The sequence below is a fragment of the Terrabacter sp. 2YAF2 genome (assembly GCF_052114705.1).
Lineage (GTDB): Bacteria > Actinomycetota > Actinomycetes > Actinomycetales > Dermatophilaceae > Terrabacter.
The window spans coordinates 13,484-29,821 of the sequence record NZ_JBFRFG010000017.1 but is presented as its reverse complement, the minus strand read 5'-3'; the positions used below and the strand labels follow the sequence as shown (position 1 = coordinate 29,821).

Below are 16,338 nucleotides of genomic sequence, written 5' to 3'. Positions count from 1 at the left end.
CCGGGTCGCGGCGCCGGTCAACGGTGTGACCGCGCGCTCGTGAAGGTCTTCCGAGTACTTCCTCGGTGCTGCCATGGCCCCTATCCTTCGTGAAATGAAAGCCTCCATCAGACCCCGTTTGGGATACCGGGCCGCCGACTCAGAACGCGGCATCTCGCCCCGAGTGCCGGCTCTGCTGAGGGCAGATTGACGCACCGTCAGCGGCAGGATCGCAACGTCCGACCATCGGCAAGACAGGGAGACTGCTTCCACCTTCCATGGGCGCGCGGATGGCGACTATACAGAGCGGGTCCGCCTCCGTCCGTGCCTGCGGTGAGTGCACGCGTCGACGGGTGGTCGCGAGGAGCGGCACCGTAACCACCACGGCCGCCGCTGCCGGTCTCAGGACTGGTCGACCTCGCCGTCGCCGCGTCGACGGTGTGCGTCCTCGACGGCCGGCGGCGCACTGTCTCCGCTCACGCGACGCAGGTGGCGTCGCCGTAGACCATGTTTGTCTGCGCTGTCAGCAGGAAGGAGCAGTGCAGGCCGGGCATGAGGTCGCGGTACTCCCACGCCTGGCCGAGGGCGCAGCGTCGCAACATGTCGTACAGCGCGATCAGCAGGTCGGGCGTCAGCATGCGCAGCATGAAATCCTCGAACTCGTCATGGTTCGGGGGCTCGGGCGGCAGCTGGTCGCCGCCGGTCATGGCGGCGTAGTTCTCGCAGATGGCCCGCCAGGTACTCTTGACCCTGAGCTCATGCAGTAGCCGTGGGGTTGAGCCGGCTGCTCGCTGCCCAACGAGTAGGCCCCAGAGCAGCGTCGCCGGGAAGCCGAACTTGCGCCCGCAGGTGAGTGGAGCGTCCACGGCCGCCTGGATCACCCCTCCCATCGTGTAGGTGGTCTCGAACAGGAACACCTGGGTGATCTGCTCGTACACCGGGACAGTGCTGGCGCCGGAGCGGTCGTTGCGGGTGGTCTCAGGGTCGTGCGGCATGTGCGTGTCCTTCAGGTTCGGGGGCGTCGGCGGAGCCGGCGCGTACAGAAGCTCGGTGGGGCGGGAAGCCCCCGAGCAGGGTGGGACAGGACGACCGAGGCCGGTGCCTGGAACTGCGACCCCAGGTAGCCAGGTGTTCGGACGTATCGGGTCGCGACAACCCCTGCTCGAAGGCCGCACTCGCAGTCTGCTTTGCAGCGCGCCCGGGGCACATCATCAAAAATCGGTATTTTTAGCTCCTCAAAACCCGGTAGACCCACGACGCGAAACGTCCGGCCAACCCGCCGGGCCGACCCCGCCGCGCCGTCCCCGTGGCCACCGACCGTGGCGACCGACCCAGTGGCACTCCACCCGTGGACCGCCCTCATCGAGGGTTCAGGGACGCTCGATCCGCACGACCGTGGTCGCGTACCGGACGGTCTGGTGCGGGCTGCCGTCGAGGTGTAGGCGCAGGGTCAGGGGTTCACCTACTTCGGCGTGGATCACCTCGAGCAGTTGTTGGGGGCGTCCGTCCCCGCGCAAGGGCCAGCCTGCTGCGGGCTTGCGGGTTGCGGTGCGGGCATCCAAGTCGACGAGGTACTCGCTGTTCTCCGTCAGGACGCGCCAGCGGCCGCTCGTCCCGATGTGCGTGTAGAACTCCTCGAAGGCTGGTGTGGGTGCAGCAGTGCTCGGATCGGCCGCTTCCGCGCCGCCAGCCGTGTCCGGCCCGTGCAGACCTCTGCTTTCCAGTCCGAGGATCGCCCGAATGGTGGAGGAGCGGCGGAAGTGCTGCCAGAGGTCTGGTGCCGTCGGGTCGTCGCACCACACGAGCAGGTGTCCCCCTCGCTTTGGGTAGACCTCGATGGCGGAGTACACGACGGACGTGTAGTCGAGGGGGAATCTGGAGCCGTGGGGGCCTGGCCGGCGTTGGTAGCGGTGCCGGTCGAGGTCCAGGACGTGCGTGGTGTGGGTGGAGAGGACGAACCAGGTGCCCCGGCCGTCGGGGGTGAGCTCCTCGACGCCGGGGAGCTCGCAGGTCTCAGCGGGGTCCTGTGCGGGTGGTATTTCGCCGGTGACATTCTCGGTCTTCGCGGGCTGACCGCTCGCCGGACGGCGCGAGGCGGGTTGGCCGGTGGGGTCGGCATGGTTCATGGGATGAGTCCCTTCGGGTGCAGACGTTCGTAGTTGAGGCTCTGCCTGCGGGCCGGTCTCCGGTGTCGTCGCCTCCGCGGAGACGGAAGTACCGCCACAGTTCAAGCGCCGACGAGGCATCGAGCGCGCAGGCGAACTTGTCGCTGCCCCTGCGACGTGTGGGCCGCGGGCCCGGGGGCGTCAGCCCTTTTGGTGCCGACGCTCCGTGGTCCTGGTGGAAGCGAAGCCGTCACCGACGGGGCGCGGATCGCTGGCGCGTCTCCGGGTGACGACGCGGCGGCGTTTCCGGGCGTCACTGACTGCGGCGGCTCTGGCTTCGGTGAGGGCGTTGTTGAGCAGGCCGAAGCAGTAGACGTCAACGAGGCCGCGGCGCCAGCCCAGGCTCATGGCGCGGTCGCAGATCAGGGTGCGCTTGAGGTTGGAGTGGAAGTTCTCGGCGTCGTTGCGTAGGCCGCTGAGGGGGTCGAAGTCCGGGTCGGTCTCGGGGATCACGCGCAGGTTCTGGGGCCGGCGCGGGTCGCCGGTGGCTTCGGCGTGCGGGCTGAGCCAGACAGTGAACGGCTCAGCGGCGCAGGGGACGTGGTAGCCGATGTTGAAGTGGTAGCTGCCGTTGGTGCGGCGGAAGCGTTTGACGGCGCCGCGACTGAGCTCGGCCAGGACCACGGGGTCCCCGGTCTCGTCGAGGCCTACCTCGACGACGCGCCCGCCGATCGTCGCGATCTGGTGCGCGCACCCTTCGACCGCCCCGACGGGGGCATGCCGGATGGTCCCGAGCGGGTAGGAGCGGGTGCGGCGGCCGGCGTCGTTGAGCACCAGCGTCGCCGAGTCGGTGTCGCCGGCGGTGGAGCTGGTGGGCTGCTTGGCCAGGAGCAGGTACCCGTAGCGGGTCATGACCTGGTCGATGTGGACGCCGTTCATGGCCCCGTCGTAGACCACGACCTGGATCCCGTCGCCGGCCGCGGCATGTACCCGGGAGAGCACGCGGATGGCGGTCGCGGCCTCGGCGCCGGGGACGGGGATGTGCGCGGCGGCGAGGACGACGCGCTGGTAGAGCTCGGGTCCTCGGGCGTGCCAGCACACGTAGCCGTGGGTCTGGACGGGCCCGAGCTGGCCGTGGTGCAGCTGCAGGTCGGGGTCGAACCGTCCGGGCGGGTGGTCGAGCAGCTCCTTGGTGCGCGGGTGGGGGTAGGCGATGTGGGTGCTGCCGTCGGCCTCGGTGACCGTGACGGCTTCCGGGGGCCGGTAGATCGGCCGGATGAGGGTGCCGTCGCCGTAGGCGCACCGGGACGGGTCGGGGTGGGTGAAGCTGCCGGGGCCGGCCGGCAGCAGCAGCCCGATGCGGTGCGCGGTGTCCACGGCCAGCTCAGGGAAGACCCGGTCCAGCACGGCCAGGCCCTCGTCGGTGGCCAGACGCTGGTCGCGCAGCCAGCGCCAGTGGCCCCAGACGGGTGGCCGCAGCCCGGGGGGCGGGGCGTCGATCCCGGAGTCGGCGAGGCCCTGCTCGAGCTGGGCCCGGATCATCAGCCAGGTGGCGCGGTCCTGCAGGTCCACCTGGACGCGAATGCCCGAGCGCAGCACCCGGGCTAGGACGCCGTACGCCAAGACGACGTAGAGGGGGTTGGTCGGCGTGCGCCCGACGAGGCGCTCGTACTCCAGGGCAGCGGCGAGCCGGTACAGCGTCGGGGAGGCGGTGACCGCGCGGATCCGCGCGAGGGTCGAGGCGTGCTTCTCGCTCACGGGAGCCTCCAAGTGATCGCGAGGTCCTCAGCGACCTGGTCCAGCTTGCGGGCGCCCATCCGCCGGGCGACCTGCTCGATCGGCATGCCCCCGTCGTAGAGCGTCCGCCCCGCCCAATTCCGCAGCGACGCCGGTCGCACGTCCGGCTCGGTGGACAGGCCCGCCAGCTCGAGGACCGCGCCAAGGGCGCTGCACACGGCCGCTTGGGCCTTCGCCTGCCCGGCGGGTGCCGCCCCGCGGTACGCCAAGGGCGTGGCGGCGGGCGCGTGGTGCGAACGGAGCACCTGGACCTGGCGGCTGACGATGCTGGCACCCCACTCGGTCAGCTCCCCCAACCGCGAGTCGTGCCGGCGCGTGCCGGGCAGGTGCACCCAACGCGGCTGGTCCGGGTCATCGAGGTCGGCGAGGCGGACCGCGGAGATCTCGGATGAGACCGCGGTGGCCTCACCGAGCGCCCATGCGACGGCCCGCTGCAGGGAAGCGGCTCCCGCCTCCCCCAGTCGCGCCGAGGCCCGGCACAAGGTGACCTCGACGTCCGTGAGCGGACGCGCCGAAGTGCTGGACCGGGTCGGCAGAACGAGGTCCAGCGTGGGGTCACCATCGCCGATACCGAGCTCGCGCCACGTGCGGAACAGCATCCGCAGCGCGGTCCGGCGCGCGTGCTGGGTGGTGAGCTCCGGCGCCTGCCCGCCCGCGGTGTGCGCAAAGACGAACCCTCGACAGTGCTCCACCGTGATCTCCCGGACGTCGCAGACCCCCTGAACTGTGAGCCGCCGGGCGAACCGGTGCACCGTCTCACCGACCCGGGCGAGCGTCTGCTGAGTGAACTCGGCGCTCACCTCCCACCGCGCCTGCGCCGCCTCGACGGCCCCACCGACATCCCACACGCCCGACGGTGCCGACCTTGGAGGCCCGGTACGGCGCCCCCTCCGGCCGGGGTCATCGTCGAAGACCACCTCAGCAGCTCCCAACGGCGCTGTGTTCCGCCGGCGCCGCTCGGCTGCCTTCACCCGTCCGCTGTCGGGTGGCTCGCCGCCAGGTAGCCCTGAGACCGATGCTCGCTGGGTCGCGGTGTCCTCGTGTGCCCGACGGTCCTCCGGTTCACGGACCGCGGCGCCCGTTCGTCGTGCCATGGCGCGCCTCCTCCCACCGACGGTAGGAGCGGCTCCCCGCAGCTGCCAGCCCACCACAGCCACGAGAACGCACGCAGGCGCACACCGGAACGCGGCGCGAGAACATCCCTGCTCGCCAAGCTCGACGAGGTGATTGCGCTCGATGACGCACGGTGCACAGGTACGTGCGTCAGCCCGGGCCTCGAAAGCGACGGCCAGTCTGCGAGAAAGCAGCTGGCTCCGACCGTGAGAGAGCGGGCAGACCCGCACCTTGAGAACTCCACAGCGAAACGACCGACGACCGTCGTGAACATGACGGTCGACGACACGACCCCGAGCCGACCAAGGAGGTGACCAGCCACCGGCTCGAAGACGGTGACGACCGCCACACGCGGCGAAACCTTCCCCAACGTCACACGACCACCCACCGCGAGCCAAGGAGGTGAAATGCCGCTCGCGGTCCTGCGGGGGCTGTCCCTGTCTGGACGTGGCCCCCGAATAGCACGGCTCGCGCCACACCTGGCTTTCGCACCTCGACGAGGGGCCCGCCGCCTCGACGCCGATATCCCGGGCCGACGGTCGCCCCAGATGATGCGGCGGGGGCGTGCTCGGCCAGTCTGTCAGCCGCCGCCAGAAACACAGCGCACCAGGGCCCCAGGGAGCACCGCCGCGACCAAAGGCGTCCGCGGGGCCGGGTCGTTTGACGGCCCCGAGCACGGCCAGCGAGGGCCGAGCAGGGTCGGGCCGCCAGCCGATGCTAGGCCGCGTTCAACACCGGGACGCCCTTCGGGACTGTCGCCTTCCCGCCGGTGAGCACGTTGGAGAGCGGCGGGGGGGACGCAGTCGTCGTGTGGCCGACTGATCAGCGGGGCGCAAGGTGGACGCTAGAGCGGCTGGAGGTGGTCTGGCGGCTTGCCGGGGTAGACCCCTCTGCGAGGAGGCGGCTCCCTCGTCGCCGCCGCGACCGCCTGCCACGAACGGACCCGGGAAAGGGACTGCGCTGTGCCGCCTCGGCGCCTGATGGATCAGTCTTCGTCTGCGGCCGCGACACCCTCCGCCGATCCTTGGATCATCTCCAGCGCTGGGCGGTACATGAAGGGGACCCAGAAGTCGCTCAGTCGCGGCTCGAAGAAGCCGATGATCACGAGTTGCTCGGCGGTCTTCGCGGCCTCGGCCTCATTGATGCCCCACGCCGCCGCCAGACTTGCAACGTTCTGCCGCGTCTTCTGGCCCTCCAGCCTCTCGATGTACGGCCTCAGGGTCGGGTGCTCGGCATACAGCGTCTGCGTCAGTCGGGCCTTCGATACCGTCGGCAGTGCCTCCTTGAACGCCTGTCGGTCGAACACCGCGCCCCCCTCGGGCGCGGCCTGGCCGGTTTCGAAGCGGTTGAGTTGGCTGTTTCGCGTCTCCGACAGGAGGTGGATGAGTTCGCGAGGCGCGTTCTGCCCGGTCCCGTCCTTGGTCCGCGAGAGACACCAGTCGATCGTCGCGAGCTTCTTGCTGCCCCGGTCGACCTGCGGCGGAAACACTCGGTAGAAGAACTCCCGCTGGCGGTCTATGTGCGACAGAACCTCCGCCTCGTCCACCCCGTAGTGCTCCCGCAGTGCGGCACTCCGGAGGAGGCGTTGCACCGCGAGGCGCAACAAGGTGTTTTCGTTCCAGTCGATGGCCAGGTCGCGAGTGATGTGGCTAGCCTCGCGGAAGCCTTTCCTTGTGATCGCCTCCCAGATGTCCGACCGGAGGAAGATCTTCAGGTGGACCTTGTTCCGTGGCTCCAAGTCGCGGTAGACGCGAAACAGCGCCCGGAGCGCGTTGGCCTCGAGATCGGGAGATTCGGCGAACGCGATGTCCAGCCGGTCCAGCAGGATCCACATGGAGGTGCCAGCGTCGCCCAGCGCCTGCTGGGCGAGATCGAAGAGTTCGTCAACGAAGAGCGCGCCGGACTGCCGCTCCTCGGCGGTGGGCTCGGCGAACGTGATCTTCGGGACCACCATGGGGTAGCCGGTTGCCGGGTCGACCGTCATCGCCGCCTCGACCGAGGCGGGGCGGAAGAGTCGCTTCACGTAGTCCATCGCCAGGCGCACGAGTTGGCGACGGGGTGCCGCGCTCGGGGGGAGCAGGTTCGCGTCAGCCAGTTTCGCGAGGAGGCGGTTCGCTGCGTCGCCCTTGAGGTCATACTCCGCCAGGCTCTGGGCGATGATCGTCAGGAAGTAGATCTTCCAAAGGCCGACGAACTCGGCCTCTGTCGTCGGTGGAGCCGTCTCGACCTCGGCGAACGCGGTTCCACCGCTTGGGTTCTCGGCCGTCGCGAGGAGAATGCCGCGGTCGAAGAAGTCGCTCTCTCGCGACATCAGCATCGAGTAGATCGCGCTCTTGCCGCCGCCCTTGGGCGCGAAGATCACGTCCGCTTCGCCCTGGTACACCTTGCGCCAGTTCTCGGTCTCCACGAAGTAGGTCGAGAGATCGTCTCGCTCGTCCTCCGCGATGCGCGACCCCATCGTGATCGACTGCACCACTTGCTGCGGGTCCATCCCACCCCTCCCCCTATGACCGGTCTCGCCCAGACAAGTCATACCAGAGTGCCCCAACAGCCCGGCTCGCCTGAGGTTGCGTGAGCCCATGCGCGCGCCTTCAGGCCGCCGGCTGGTCCGCGTCCTACCCTCGGGGAGTGCCTGACGCCCCGGCTTTGGTGCCCTACGCCGCCCTCGTGATGTCAGCCCTGTCCTTGGTCGTCTCCACCCTCGCCTTCCGGGCGGGTGGGCCCCGTCTGAGCCTGAGGATGGAGCGCGCTTCCAGCCGCTCCCCTGAGATCCCGTTCCCGTCAGGCGCGCCGGTGCGCCTGGCGGTGGTCAACGCCGGACGCGCCGCCGTCACCATCGAGTCGTTCGCCCTGACACCCTACGGGTCGCGCCGGCCGGCCGTGATCGTCAGGGGCGCTCATGGGCCCGCGCTGCCTCACCGCCTCGAGGCGCACGCCAGCGACAGTTGGTACGTGGACGCTCTGCCAGCCGCGCGCGACTACGACGCCAGGCTCCGCGCTGGTCTGCGACCCTGGTCCTCGTGGCCCTCGCACTTCAGGTTCACGGTCCAAGCAGGGAACGGCAAGAGGGCCCACGCCAAGGAGCAACTCGACGCTCTGCGCGTGATCGCCGACGCCCAGCCCCCGCCGTAGGGCGGTCGCACCGGGCCCGGCCGAGTTCGATTCGGCGGCTCGAAGGACGACGGCTGGTACTCGGCCGTGGACATCTCCGCTGCGCGCGCGCCGGGCCGTCAGCTCAAGGGGCGCCCTGAGCTCTGGCCGGGTGCGGCATACTGACGCGTGGGGTCGCATCGGTCGGTACTACACCACTGTTGTTCCGACCAAAGTTGCGAGGGAAGTTGCATTCAAACTCCCCACCCCCCGGGCCTCTGGGGGGTCGGGACATTAGTTCTGACCTGCCACCATCGGACAAGTGCGCTCCCCCACCGGACGTAGTTGAGAACGCGACCTCACCGAGCGCGGAACGCGAAACCCACCGCGTCGGATGGCACCTGCTGAACGGCTGGCTAGGGCCGAAGCGAAAGGCGCGGCTCTGCAGGTTCAGGCATAGCCCTCAGCCGTCGCACAGGTCCGAACCCCGAGGAACCCACCCAACACCCGCCCGCGCCTGCCGCCCGCATGGTGCAATGTCGGGATCAGGTCTGCACGCTGACGGCAGTCCTCGGGATCCGAGTTCAGGGGAGGCGTGACCCATGACGGACGGCTACCGGATCGAGTTGTTCGACGCGGAGGGGACGAACCCGCGACTGCGCTGGTTTCCGCCCGAGGGCGAGATGGCTGAACGGCGCCTGACCCGCAAGGACATCGACGAGTTCGTAGATCGTGTCGCGAACGAGTACTCCGCCTACTCGCCCGTGCTGACGCAGCTCGGTGCGGACTTGTACAACTGGCTGGACGGACCGACCGAGCGGTGGCTGCAAAAAGCGCTATCCGACCACAAACCGATGACGCTCCACATTGACGCGCAGGAACGCCTCCGGGAACTGCCGTGGGAGCTGATGTTCGACGACTCCTTCTTGACGATCCACCCGACGCGACCCGTTGCGCCGGTTCGTGCCGTCTCGGCTAGGCAGGCAACCCGGCCGGACCCAGCAAACCGCGCCCTCCGGGTCCTGTTCATGGCGGCCTCCCCCGTGGGTGTCGAGCCGGTCCTGGACTTCGAGCAGGAGGAGGGCGTCATCCTGGCCGCCGCTGCCGGGCGCGTCGAGGTGGTCGTGGAGGAGAGCGGCTCCCTCGCCGGGCTTGGCGCGATGCTGTCCTGGTTCGGTCCTGACTACTTCGACGTGCTCCACCTCAGCGGTCACGGATACATCACCCCGGCCGGGCCCCGATTTGTCATGGAGGCCGCCGACGGCAGCCAGTCCGACCACAGCGCGGAACAGATCGGCGCGGCCATCGAGGGCCGCTGGCCGGGGTTGCTGTTCGTGTCTGGCTGTTACACGGCCGCAGCGCAGAAGGACGGCGTCGTGGCCTCGATGGCTGAGTCGCTCGTCGACGCCGGCGCCCCCTCCGTCCTAGGGTGGGCCCTACCCGTGGGAGACTCGGCCGCAAGCGATCTCGCCGCGTCCCTGTACGGTCGGCTCGCCGACGGCGGCCCGATCGACCACGCTGTGACGCTGGCCCGACGGGCCTTGTTCGATGCCAACAGTCAGGACTGGCACCTGCTGCGACTGTGCGCGGACCGCACCCCGCTCGGGTCACTCGTGACGGCCCCCGGCACCAAGGGACGAGTCCGCCTGCGAACGCGTGCCAGCAGCACCCTGTTCCTGGACGCCGAAGGGCAGGTCAAGGTCGCCGACCGCGCCAGCTTCGTGGGCCGCCGGCGCGAGCTGCAGAAGCTGCTGAGGGAGCTTCGGCCCGACGATCCGACCGAGGGTCCCCAGCTCGCGCTGTTGCACGGTATGGGCGGGCTGGGCAAGAGCACCCTCGCCGCACGGCTGCTGGAGCGGATGCGGACCAGCCACGACCAGAGCGCCGTCTGGGTCGGACGCATCGACGAGCAAGAGGTCGTGTCGCTGACGCGGCGCCTCAACTTGGGCGACCCCGACATCGACCAGCGGGTCAACGAGCTGCTCGGCCGGGAGAACGTCACCCTGGCGGACCGGCTGCGGTACGTCCTGGACGGGCCACTGGCGGACACCCCCTGCGTGTTCGTGTTCGACGACTTCGAGGACGGCAACCTGGAGTCCGACGGGCACGGCGCCTACCGCTGCCGCGCCGAGGCCCTCGAGGTGCTGCGCGGCTTCGCCACAGCTATCGCTCGCACCGGCAGCGCCAGCCGCGTCGTGGTGACCAGCCGATACGACTTCCCCCTCCCGACCGAAGTCAAGGCCATGCGGCTGCCCGTCCTCCAGCTGCAAGGCAACGACCTCGACAAGAAACTGCGTACGCTCGAGCAACTCGCACCCACCAGTCCGTTGGAAGCCGCAGTCAAGGATCGGGCGATCACAGCCGCAGCGGGCATCCCCCGGCTGCTCGAGCGACTCGACAGCCTGCTCAGCACTGACCCGGGCGGCCTGGAAGCGCTGTTCACCTCCATCGAGGCGAAAGAGGTCGAGTACCGCGAAGAGCTGCTCCTGCACCGACTGCTCGACGAGCAGTCCGAAGAGGTGCGGCACGCCATCTCCCTGGCCGCTGTGTACGAGATCGCGGTCCCCCTGGATGCGATCCTCGCGCTCAGCCCCGACGAACCGATCAAGGCCGAGATCGAGTCCGCGGTCTCTGTCGGTCTGCTTCAGGCCGGCCTACACCCGAGCACCGGCGAACTGCGTTACCTCGTCTCCCCGCTGGTACGGCCACTGCTGGCGAAGACGCTCGAACGGCTCACCGATGACGAGCTCCTGCAGGCCCAGGAACGTGGAGCCCGGTTCCTCTACGAGCTGTGGGTCGAACCCGAAAGCGCGTAGGACCATGGCCAGCGAGGTCGAGATGCTCGAGGTGTTCCGGCTCGCCGAGGCCGCCCGTGTGGGGGACGTGGTCCGCGGGGTCGGCGACCGGCTGGCCGGGCGCTGGCTGTCCGTCTCCAGGTTCCGGGACGTGGCCGGGCTGACCGGCCGCTCGCTCCGAATCCAGACCAGTGCGCTCACGCTGGTGCAGGCGGGCAGGGCCGGCACGATCCTGGGGGAGCTGTCCGCGGCGCTGCGCCGCTTCGAGCAGGCCCTGCCGCTCCAGCGGGAGGTCGGCGACCGCGCCGGCGAAGCCGCCACCTTGAACAACATCGGGCTCGTCCACGACCGCGGCGGCGACGGCGACACCGCCCTGCACTCCTACGAGCAGGCCCTGCCGCTCCAGCGGGAGGTCGGCGACCGCGCCGGCGAAGCCGCCACGTTGAACGGTATCGGCAGCGTCCACCACAGCCGCGGCGACCTCGACACCGCCCTGCGCCACTTCGAGCAGGCGCTGCCGATCCGAGGGGAGGTCGGCGACCGCCCCGGGGAGGCCACCACCTTGAACAACATCGGCAGCGTCCACGACATCCGCGGCGAAGGGGACACCGCCCTGCGCCACTGCGAGCAGGCGCTGCCGATCCAGCGGGAGGTCGGCGACCGCGCCGGCGAGGCCGCCACCTTGAACAACATCGGGCTCGTCCACGACCGCGGCGGCGACGGCGACACCGCCCTGCACTACTACGAGCAGGCGCTGCCGATCCGAGGGGAGGTCGGCGACCGCGCCGGCGAGGCCACCACCTTGAACAACATCGGCAGCGTCCACGACCACCGCGGCGAAGGGGACACCGCCCTGCACTACTACGAGCAGGCGCTGCCGATCCAGCGGGAGGTCAGCGACCGCGCCGGTGAGGCGGTGACACGATTCAACATCGCCATGGTTCTTCGCGGTCGTGGCCGACTCGAGCAGGCGATCGGCGAGCTGGAGCAGGTGGTGGAGCTCGACCGGGCGATGCAGCACCCTGACCTGGCCTCTGACACCGCGATGCTGAACGAGGTCCGCGCCGAGTTCGCGCAACAGCAGCGGCGGGGGCACACCGGTGGCCAGTGAGGTGGAGCTGCTCGAGGTGTTCCGGCTCGCCGAGGCCGCCCGCGTGGGGGACGTGGTGCGCGGGGTCGGTGACCGACTGGCTGGGCGCTGGCTGTCTGTGTCCAGGTTCCGGGACGTGGCCGGGCTGACCGCCCGCTCGCTGCGAATCCAGACCAGTGCGCGGACCCTCAATCAGGCGGGCAGGGCCAGCGCGACCTTGGGGGACCTGGCCGCGGCGCTGCGGCACTACGAGCAGGCGCTGTCGATCCGGCGGGAGGTCGGCGACCGCGCCGGCGAGGCCGCCATGTTGAACAACATCGGCGACATCCACCGCCGCCGCGGCGACGGCGACGCCGCCCTGCGCTACTTCGAGCAGGCGCTAGCCATCGCGCGGGAGGTCGGCGACCGCGCCGGGGAGGCCACCACCTTGAGCAACATCGGCATGGTCCACCACAGCCGCGGCGACCTCGAGACCGCCCTGCACTACTTCGAGCGGGCCATGCCGATCCAGCAGGGGCTCGGCGACCGCCCCGGCGAAGCCACCACCTTGAACAACATCGGCATGGTCCACCACAGCCGCGGCGACCTCGACACCGCCCTGCGCTACTTCGAGCAGGCCCTGCCGATCCAGCGGGAGGTCGGCGACCGCGCCGGCGAGGCGGCCACCTTGAACAACATCGGCGGCGCCCACGACATCCGCGGTGACGGCGACACCGCCCTGCGCCACTTCGAGCAGGCCCTGCCGATCCGGCGGGAGGTCGGCGACCGCGCCGGCGAGGCCGCCACCTTGAACAACATCGGGCTCGTCCACGACCGCGGCGGCGACGGCGACACCGCCCTGCACTACTACGAGCAGGCGCTGCCGATCCGGCGGGAGGTCGGCGACCGCACCGGCGAGGCCACCACCTTGACCAACATCGGCGGCGTCCACCACCGCCGCGGCGAAGGGGACACCGCCCTGCGCTACTTCGAGCAGGCGCTGCCGATCCAGCGGGAGGTCGGCGACCGCGCAGGCGAGGCCACCACCTTAAGCAACATCGGTGGCGTCCACCACCGGCGCGGCGACGGCGACACCGCCCTGCGCTTCTACGAGAAGGCGCTGTCGATCCGGCGCGAGGTCGCCGACCGCGCCGGTGAGGCGGTGACGCGGTACAACATCGCCATGGTTCTTCATGATCGTGGCCGACTCGAGCAGGCGATCGGCGAGCTGGAGCAGGTCGTGGAGCTCGACCGGGCGATGCAGCACCCTGACCTGGCCTCTGACACCGCGATGCTGATCAAGGTCCGGGCCGAGCTCACCAAGCTCGCCAATCTCACCGAGCAGCAGCGGGGGCCCGCCGGTGGGCAGTGAGGTGGAGCTGCTCGAGGTGTTCCGGCTCGCCGAGGCCGCCCGCACGAGGGACGTGGTCCGCGCGGTCGGTGACCGGCTGGCCGGGCGCTGGCTGTCCGTGTCCAGGTTCCGGGACGTGGCCGGGCTGACCGCCCGCTCGCTGCGAATCCAGACCAGTGCGCGGACCCTCAATCAGGCGGGCAGGGCCAGCATGACCCTGGGGGACCTGGCTACAGCGCTGCGGCACTACGAGCGGGCCCTGCCGATCCAGCGGGAGGCCGGCGACCGCGCCAGCGAAGCCGCGACCTTGAACAACATCGGGCTGGTCCACGACCGCCGCGGCGAGGGCGACACCGCCCTGCACTACTTCGAGCAAGCCCTGCCGGTCCAGCGGGAGGTTGGCGACCGCGCCGGCGAAGCCGCCACCTTGAGCAACATCGGGCTGGTCCACAACCGCCGCGGTGACGGCGACACCGCCTTGCGCTACTACGAGCAGGCGCTCGCCACCTCGCGGGAGGTCGGCGACCGTGCCGGCGAGGCCGCCACCTTGAACAACATCGGCGGCGTCCAGGACCGCCGCGGCGACCGCGACACCGCCCTGCGCCACTACGAGCAGGCCCTGCCGATCCAGCGGGAGGTCGGCGACCGCGCCGGGGAGGGCATCACGTTGAGCAACATCGGCAGCGTCCACCACCGCCGCGGCGACCCCGACACCGCCCTGCGCCACTACGAGCAGGCCCTGCCGATCCAGCGGGAGGTCGGCGACCGCGCCGGCGAGGCCACCACCTTGAGCAACATCGGCAGCGTCCACCACCGCCGCGGCGACCCCGACACCGCCCTGCACTACTTCGAGCAGGCCCTGCCGATCCGGCGGGAGGTCGGCGACCGCGCCGGGGAGGCCACCACCTTGAACAACATCGGCGGCGTTCATGACCGTCGCGATGACGGCGAGACCGCCTTGCGCTACTTCGAGCAGGCCTTGCCGATCCGGCGGGAGGTCGGCGACCGCGCCGGGGAGGCCACCACCTTGAACAACATCGGCGGCGTTCATGACCGTCGCGGCGAGGGCGAGACCGCCCTGCGCCACTACGAGCAGGCGCTGGCCATCCAGCGGGAGGTCGGCGACCGCGCAGGCGAGGCCACCACCTTGAACAACATCGGCGGCGTCCACGACCGCCGCGGCGACGGCGACACCGCCCTGCGCTACTACGAGCAGGCCCTGCCGATCCTGCGGGAGGTCGGCGACCGCGCCGGTGAGGCGGTGACGCGGTACAACATCGCCATGGTTCTTCATGATCGTGGCCGACTCGAGCAGGCGATCGGCGAGCTGGAGCAGGTGGTGGAGCTCGACCGGGCGATGCAGCACCCTGACCTGGCGCCTGACATGGCCACGCTGGAGCGGGTTCGCGCGGAGCTCGCGGAGCAGCAGCGGGGGCGCACCGGTGGCTGGTGAGGTGGAGCTGCTCGAGGTGTTCCGGCTGGCCGAGGCCGCCCGCGTCGGGGACGTGGTGCGCGGGGCCGGTGACCGGTTGGCCGGGCGCTGGCTGTCCGTGTCCAGGTTCCGGGACGTGGCCGGGCTGACCGCCCGCTCGCTCCGGATCCAGACCAGTGCGCGCACCCTGGTGCAGGCGGGCATGGCCAGCACGACCCTGGGAGACCTGACCGCGGCCCTGGGGCACTTCGAGCAGGCGCTCCCGCTCCAGCGGGAGGTCGGCGACCGCGCCGGTGAGGCCACCACCTTGAGCAACATCGGCAGCCTCTACCACCGCCGCGGCGACGGCGACACCGCCCTGCGCTACTACGAGCAGGCCCTGCCGATCCAACGGGAGGTCGGCGACCGCGCCGGCGAAGCCGCCACCTTGAGCAACATCGGGCTGGTCCACGACCGCCGCGGTGACGGCGACACCGCCCTGCACTACTTCGAGCAGGCCCTGCCGGTCCAGCGGGAGGTCGTCTACCGCGCCGGCGAGGCCGCCACCTTGAACAACATCGGGCTGGTCCACCACCGCCGCGGTGACGGCGACGCCGCCCTGCGCCACTTCGGGCAGGCCCTGCCGATCCTCCGGGAGGTCGGCGACCGCGCCGGCGAAGCCACCACCTTGAGCAACATTGGGTTGGTCCATCACGGGCGCGGCAACCTCGACACCGCCCTGCGCCACTACGAGCAGGCCCTGCCGATTCAGCAAGACGTCGGCGACCGCGCCGGCGAGGCCACCACCTTGAGCAACATCGGCAGCGTCCACCACCGCGGCGGCGATCTCGACACGGCCCTGCGCTACTACGAGCAGGCCCTGCCGATCCGGCGGGAGGTCGGCGACCGCGCCGGCGAGGCCACCACGTTGAGCAACATCGGCGGCGTCCACGACCGCCGCGGGGACGGGTTCGCGGCGCTGTGGCACTACGAACAGGCGCTAGCCATCGCGCGGGAGGTCGGCGACCGCGCCAGCGAAGCCGCCACCTTGAACAACATCGCGCTGGTCCACGGCAGCCGCGGCGATCTCGACACCGCCCTGCGCCACTTCGAGCAGGGCCTAGCCATCGCGCGGGAGGTCGGCGACCGCGGCGGAGAGGCCACCACCATGGGCAACATCGGCGGCGTGAACGACCGGCGCGGCGATCTCGACACCGCCCTGCGCCACTACGAGCAGGCSCTWSCSATCSMGCGGGAGGTCGGCGACCGCGCCGGAGAGGCCACCACGTTGAGCAACATCGGCGGCGTCCACCACAGCCGCGGCGATCTCGACACCGCCCTGCGCCACTACGAGCAGGCGCTAGCCATCGCGCGGGAGGTCGGCGACCGCGSCGGRGAGGCCGCGACGCGGTACAACATCGCCATGGTTCTTCGGGACCGTGGCCGACTCGAGCAGGCGATCCGCGAGCTGGTGGAGGTGGTGGGGCTGGACCGGGCGGTGCAGCACCCTGGCCTGGCCTCGGACACCGCGATGCTGGACCAGGTCCGCGCTGAGCTCGCCGAGCTCACGGAGCTCACGGAGCAGCAGAGGGGGCGCCCCGGTGGCCAGTGAGGTGGAGCTGCTCGAG

Annotated in this window: 11 protein-coding genes; 6 read left to right on the top strand and 5 right to left on the bottom strand. The window is 70.5% G+C overall.

Going from position 1 to position 16,338, the window contains the following annotated elements:
* Positions 1 to 455: 455 nt before the first annotated feature.
* The 5 genes from AB4030_RS17190 to AB4030_RS17170 form a co-directional block, all read right to left on the bottom strand.
* Positions 456 to 974, bottom strand: coding sequence for a hypothetical protein (locus AB4030_RS17190; RefSeq protein ID WP_442280425.1), 519 nt, complete (start codon positions 972 to 974; stop codon positions 456 to 458).
* 375 nt (positions 975 to 1,349) lie between these two features.
* Complete coding sequence (locus AB4030_RS17185) at positions 1,350 to 2,105, bottom strand: hypothetical protein (protein ID WP_442280424.1); 756 nt, start codon at positions 2,103 to 2,105, stop codon at positions 1,350 to 1,352.
* 180 nt (positions 2,106 to 2,285) lie between these two features.
* Positions 2,286 to 3,842: a hypothetical protein gene (locus tag AB4030_RS17180; RefSeq protein WP_442280423.1), complete on the bottom strand. Its 1,557-nt coding sequence runs from the start codon at positions 3,840 to 3,842 to the stop codon at positions 2,286 to 2,288.
* Positions 3,839 to 4,729: a hypothetical protein gene (locus tag AB4030_RS17175; RefSeq protein ID WP_442280422.1), complete on the bottom strand. Its 891-nt coding sequence runs from the start codon at positions 4,727 to 4,729 to the stop codon at positions 3,839 to 3,841. Before AB4030_RS17175 ends, AB4030_RS17180 begins: the two co-directional genes overlap by 4 nt.
* Before the next feature lie 1,250 nt (positions 4,730 to 5,979).
* Entirely contained in the window at positions 5,980 to 7,485 is a 1,506-nt protein-coding gene (locus AB4030_RS17170) for a P-loop ATPase, Sll1717 family (protein WP_442280421.1), read from the bottom strand.
* Positions 7,486 to 7,622: 137 nt separating this feature from the next.
* Here AB4030_RS17170 and AB4030_RS17165 point away from each other — a divergent pair, with 137 nt between their 5' ends.
* The 6 genes from AB4030_RS17165 to AB4030_RS17140 all read left to right on the top strand — a co-directional run bounded on the left by AB4030_RS17165 (position 7,623) and on the right by AB4030_RS17140 (position 16,322).
* Positions 7,623 to 8,126 (top strand): hypothetical protein, encoded by a 504-nt coding sequence (locus tag AB4030_RS17165; RefSeq protein ID WP_442280420.1) that lies wholly within the window; start codon positions 7,623 to 7,625, stop codon positions 8,124 to 8,126.
* A 560-nt stretch (positions 8,127 to 8,686) separates the two neighbouring features.
* Entirely contained in the window at positions 8,687 to 10,900 is a 2,214-nt protein-coding gene (locus tag AB4030_RS17160) for a CHAT domain-containing protein (RefSeq protein ID WP_442280419.1), read from the top strand.
* A gap of 4 nt (positions 10,901 to 10,904) precedes the next feature.
* Entirely contained in the window at positions 10,905 to 11,990 is a 1,086-nt protein-coding gene (locus tag AB4030_RS17155; protein WP_442280418.1) for a tetratricopeptide repeat protein, read from the top strand.
* Positions 11,980 to 13,320, top strand: coding sequence for a tetratricopeptide repeat protein (locus AB4030_RS17150; protein WP_442280417.1), 1,341 nt, complete (start codon positions 11,980 to 11,982; stop codon positions 13,318 to 13,320). The genes AB4030_RS17155 and AB4030_RS17150 overlap by 11 nt, the downstream gene beginning before the upstream one ends.
* Entirely contained in the window at positions 13,310 to 14,752 is a 1,443-nt protein-coding gene (locus AB4030_RS17145) for a tetratricopeptide repeat protein (protein ID WP_442280416.1), read from the top strand. Before AB4030_RS17150 ends, AB4030_RS17145 begins: the two co-directional genes overlap by 11 nt.
* Positions 14,742 to 16,322, top strand: a complete 1,581-nt coding sequence (locus tag AB4030_RS17140; protein WP_442280415.1) for a tetratricopeptide repeat protein — start codon at positions 14,742 to 14,744, stop codon at positions 16,320 to 16,322. Before AB4030_RS17145 ends, AB4030_RS17140 begins: the two co-directional genes overlap by 11 nt.
* The last annotated feature ends 16 nt before the right edge of the window (positions 16,323 to 16,338 follow it).

Coding starts and splice junctions, on each gene's coding strand:
- AB4030_RS17185 (WP_442280424.1), bottom strand. CDS start 2,105: ATGAACCATGCCGACCCCACCGGCCAACCCGCCTCGCGCCGTCCGGCG.
- AB4030_RS17155 (WP_442280418.1), top strand. CDS start 10,905: ATGGCCAGCGAGGTCGAGATGCTCGAGGTGTTCCGGCTCGCCGAGGCC.
- AB4030_RS17190 (WP_442280425.1), bottom strand. CDS start 974: ATGCCGCACGACCCTGAGACCACCCGCAACGACCGCTCCGGCGCCAGC.
- AB4030_RS17160 (WP_442280419.1), top strand. CDS start 8,687: ATGACGGACGGCTACCGGATCGAGTTGTTCGACGCGGAGGGGACGAAC.
- AB4030_RS17170 (WP_442280421.1), bottom strand. CDS start 7,485: ATGGACCCGCAGCAAGTGGTGCAGTCGATCACGATGGGGTCGCGCATC.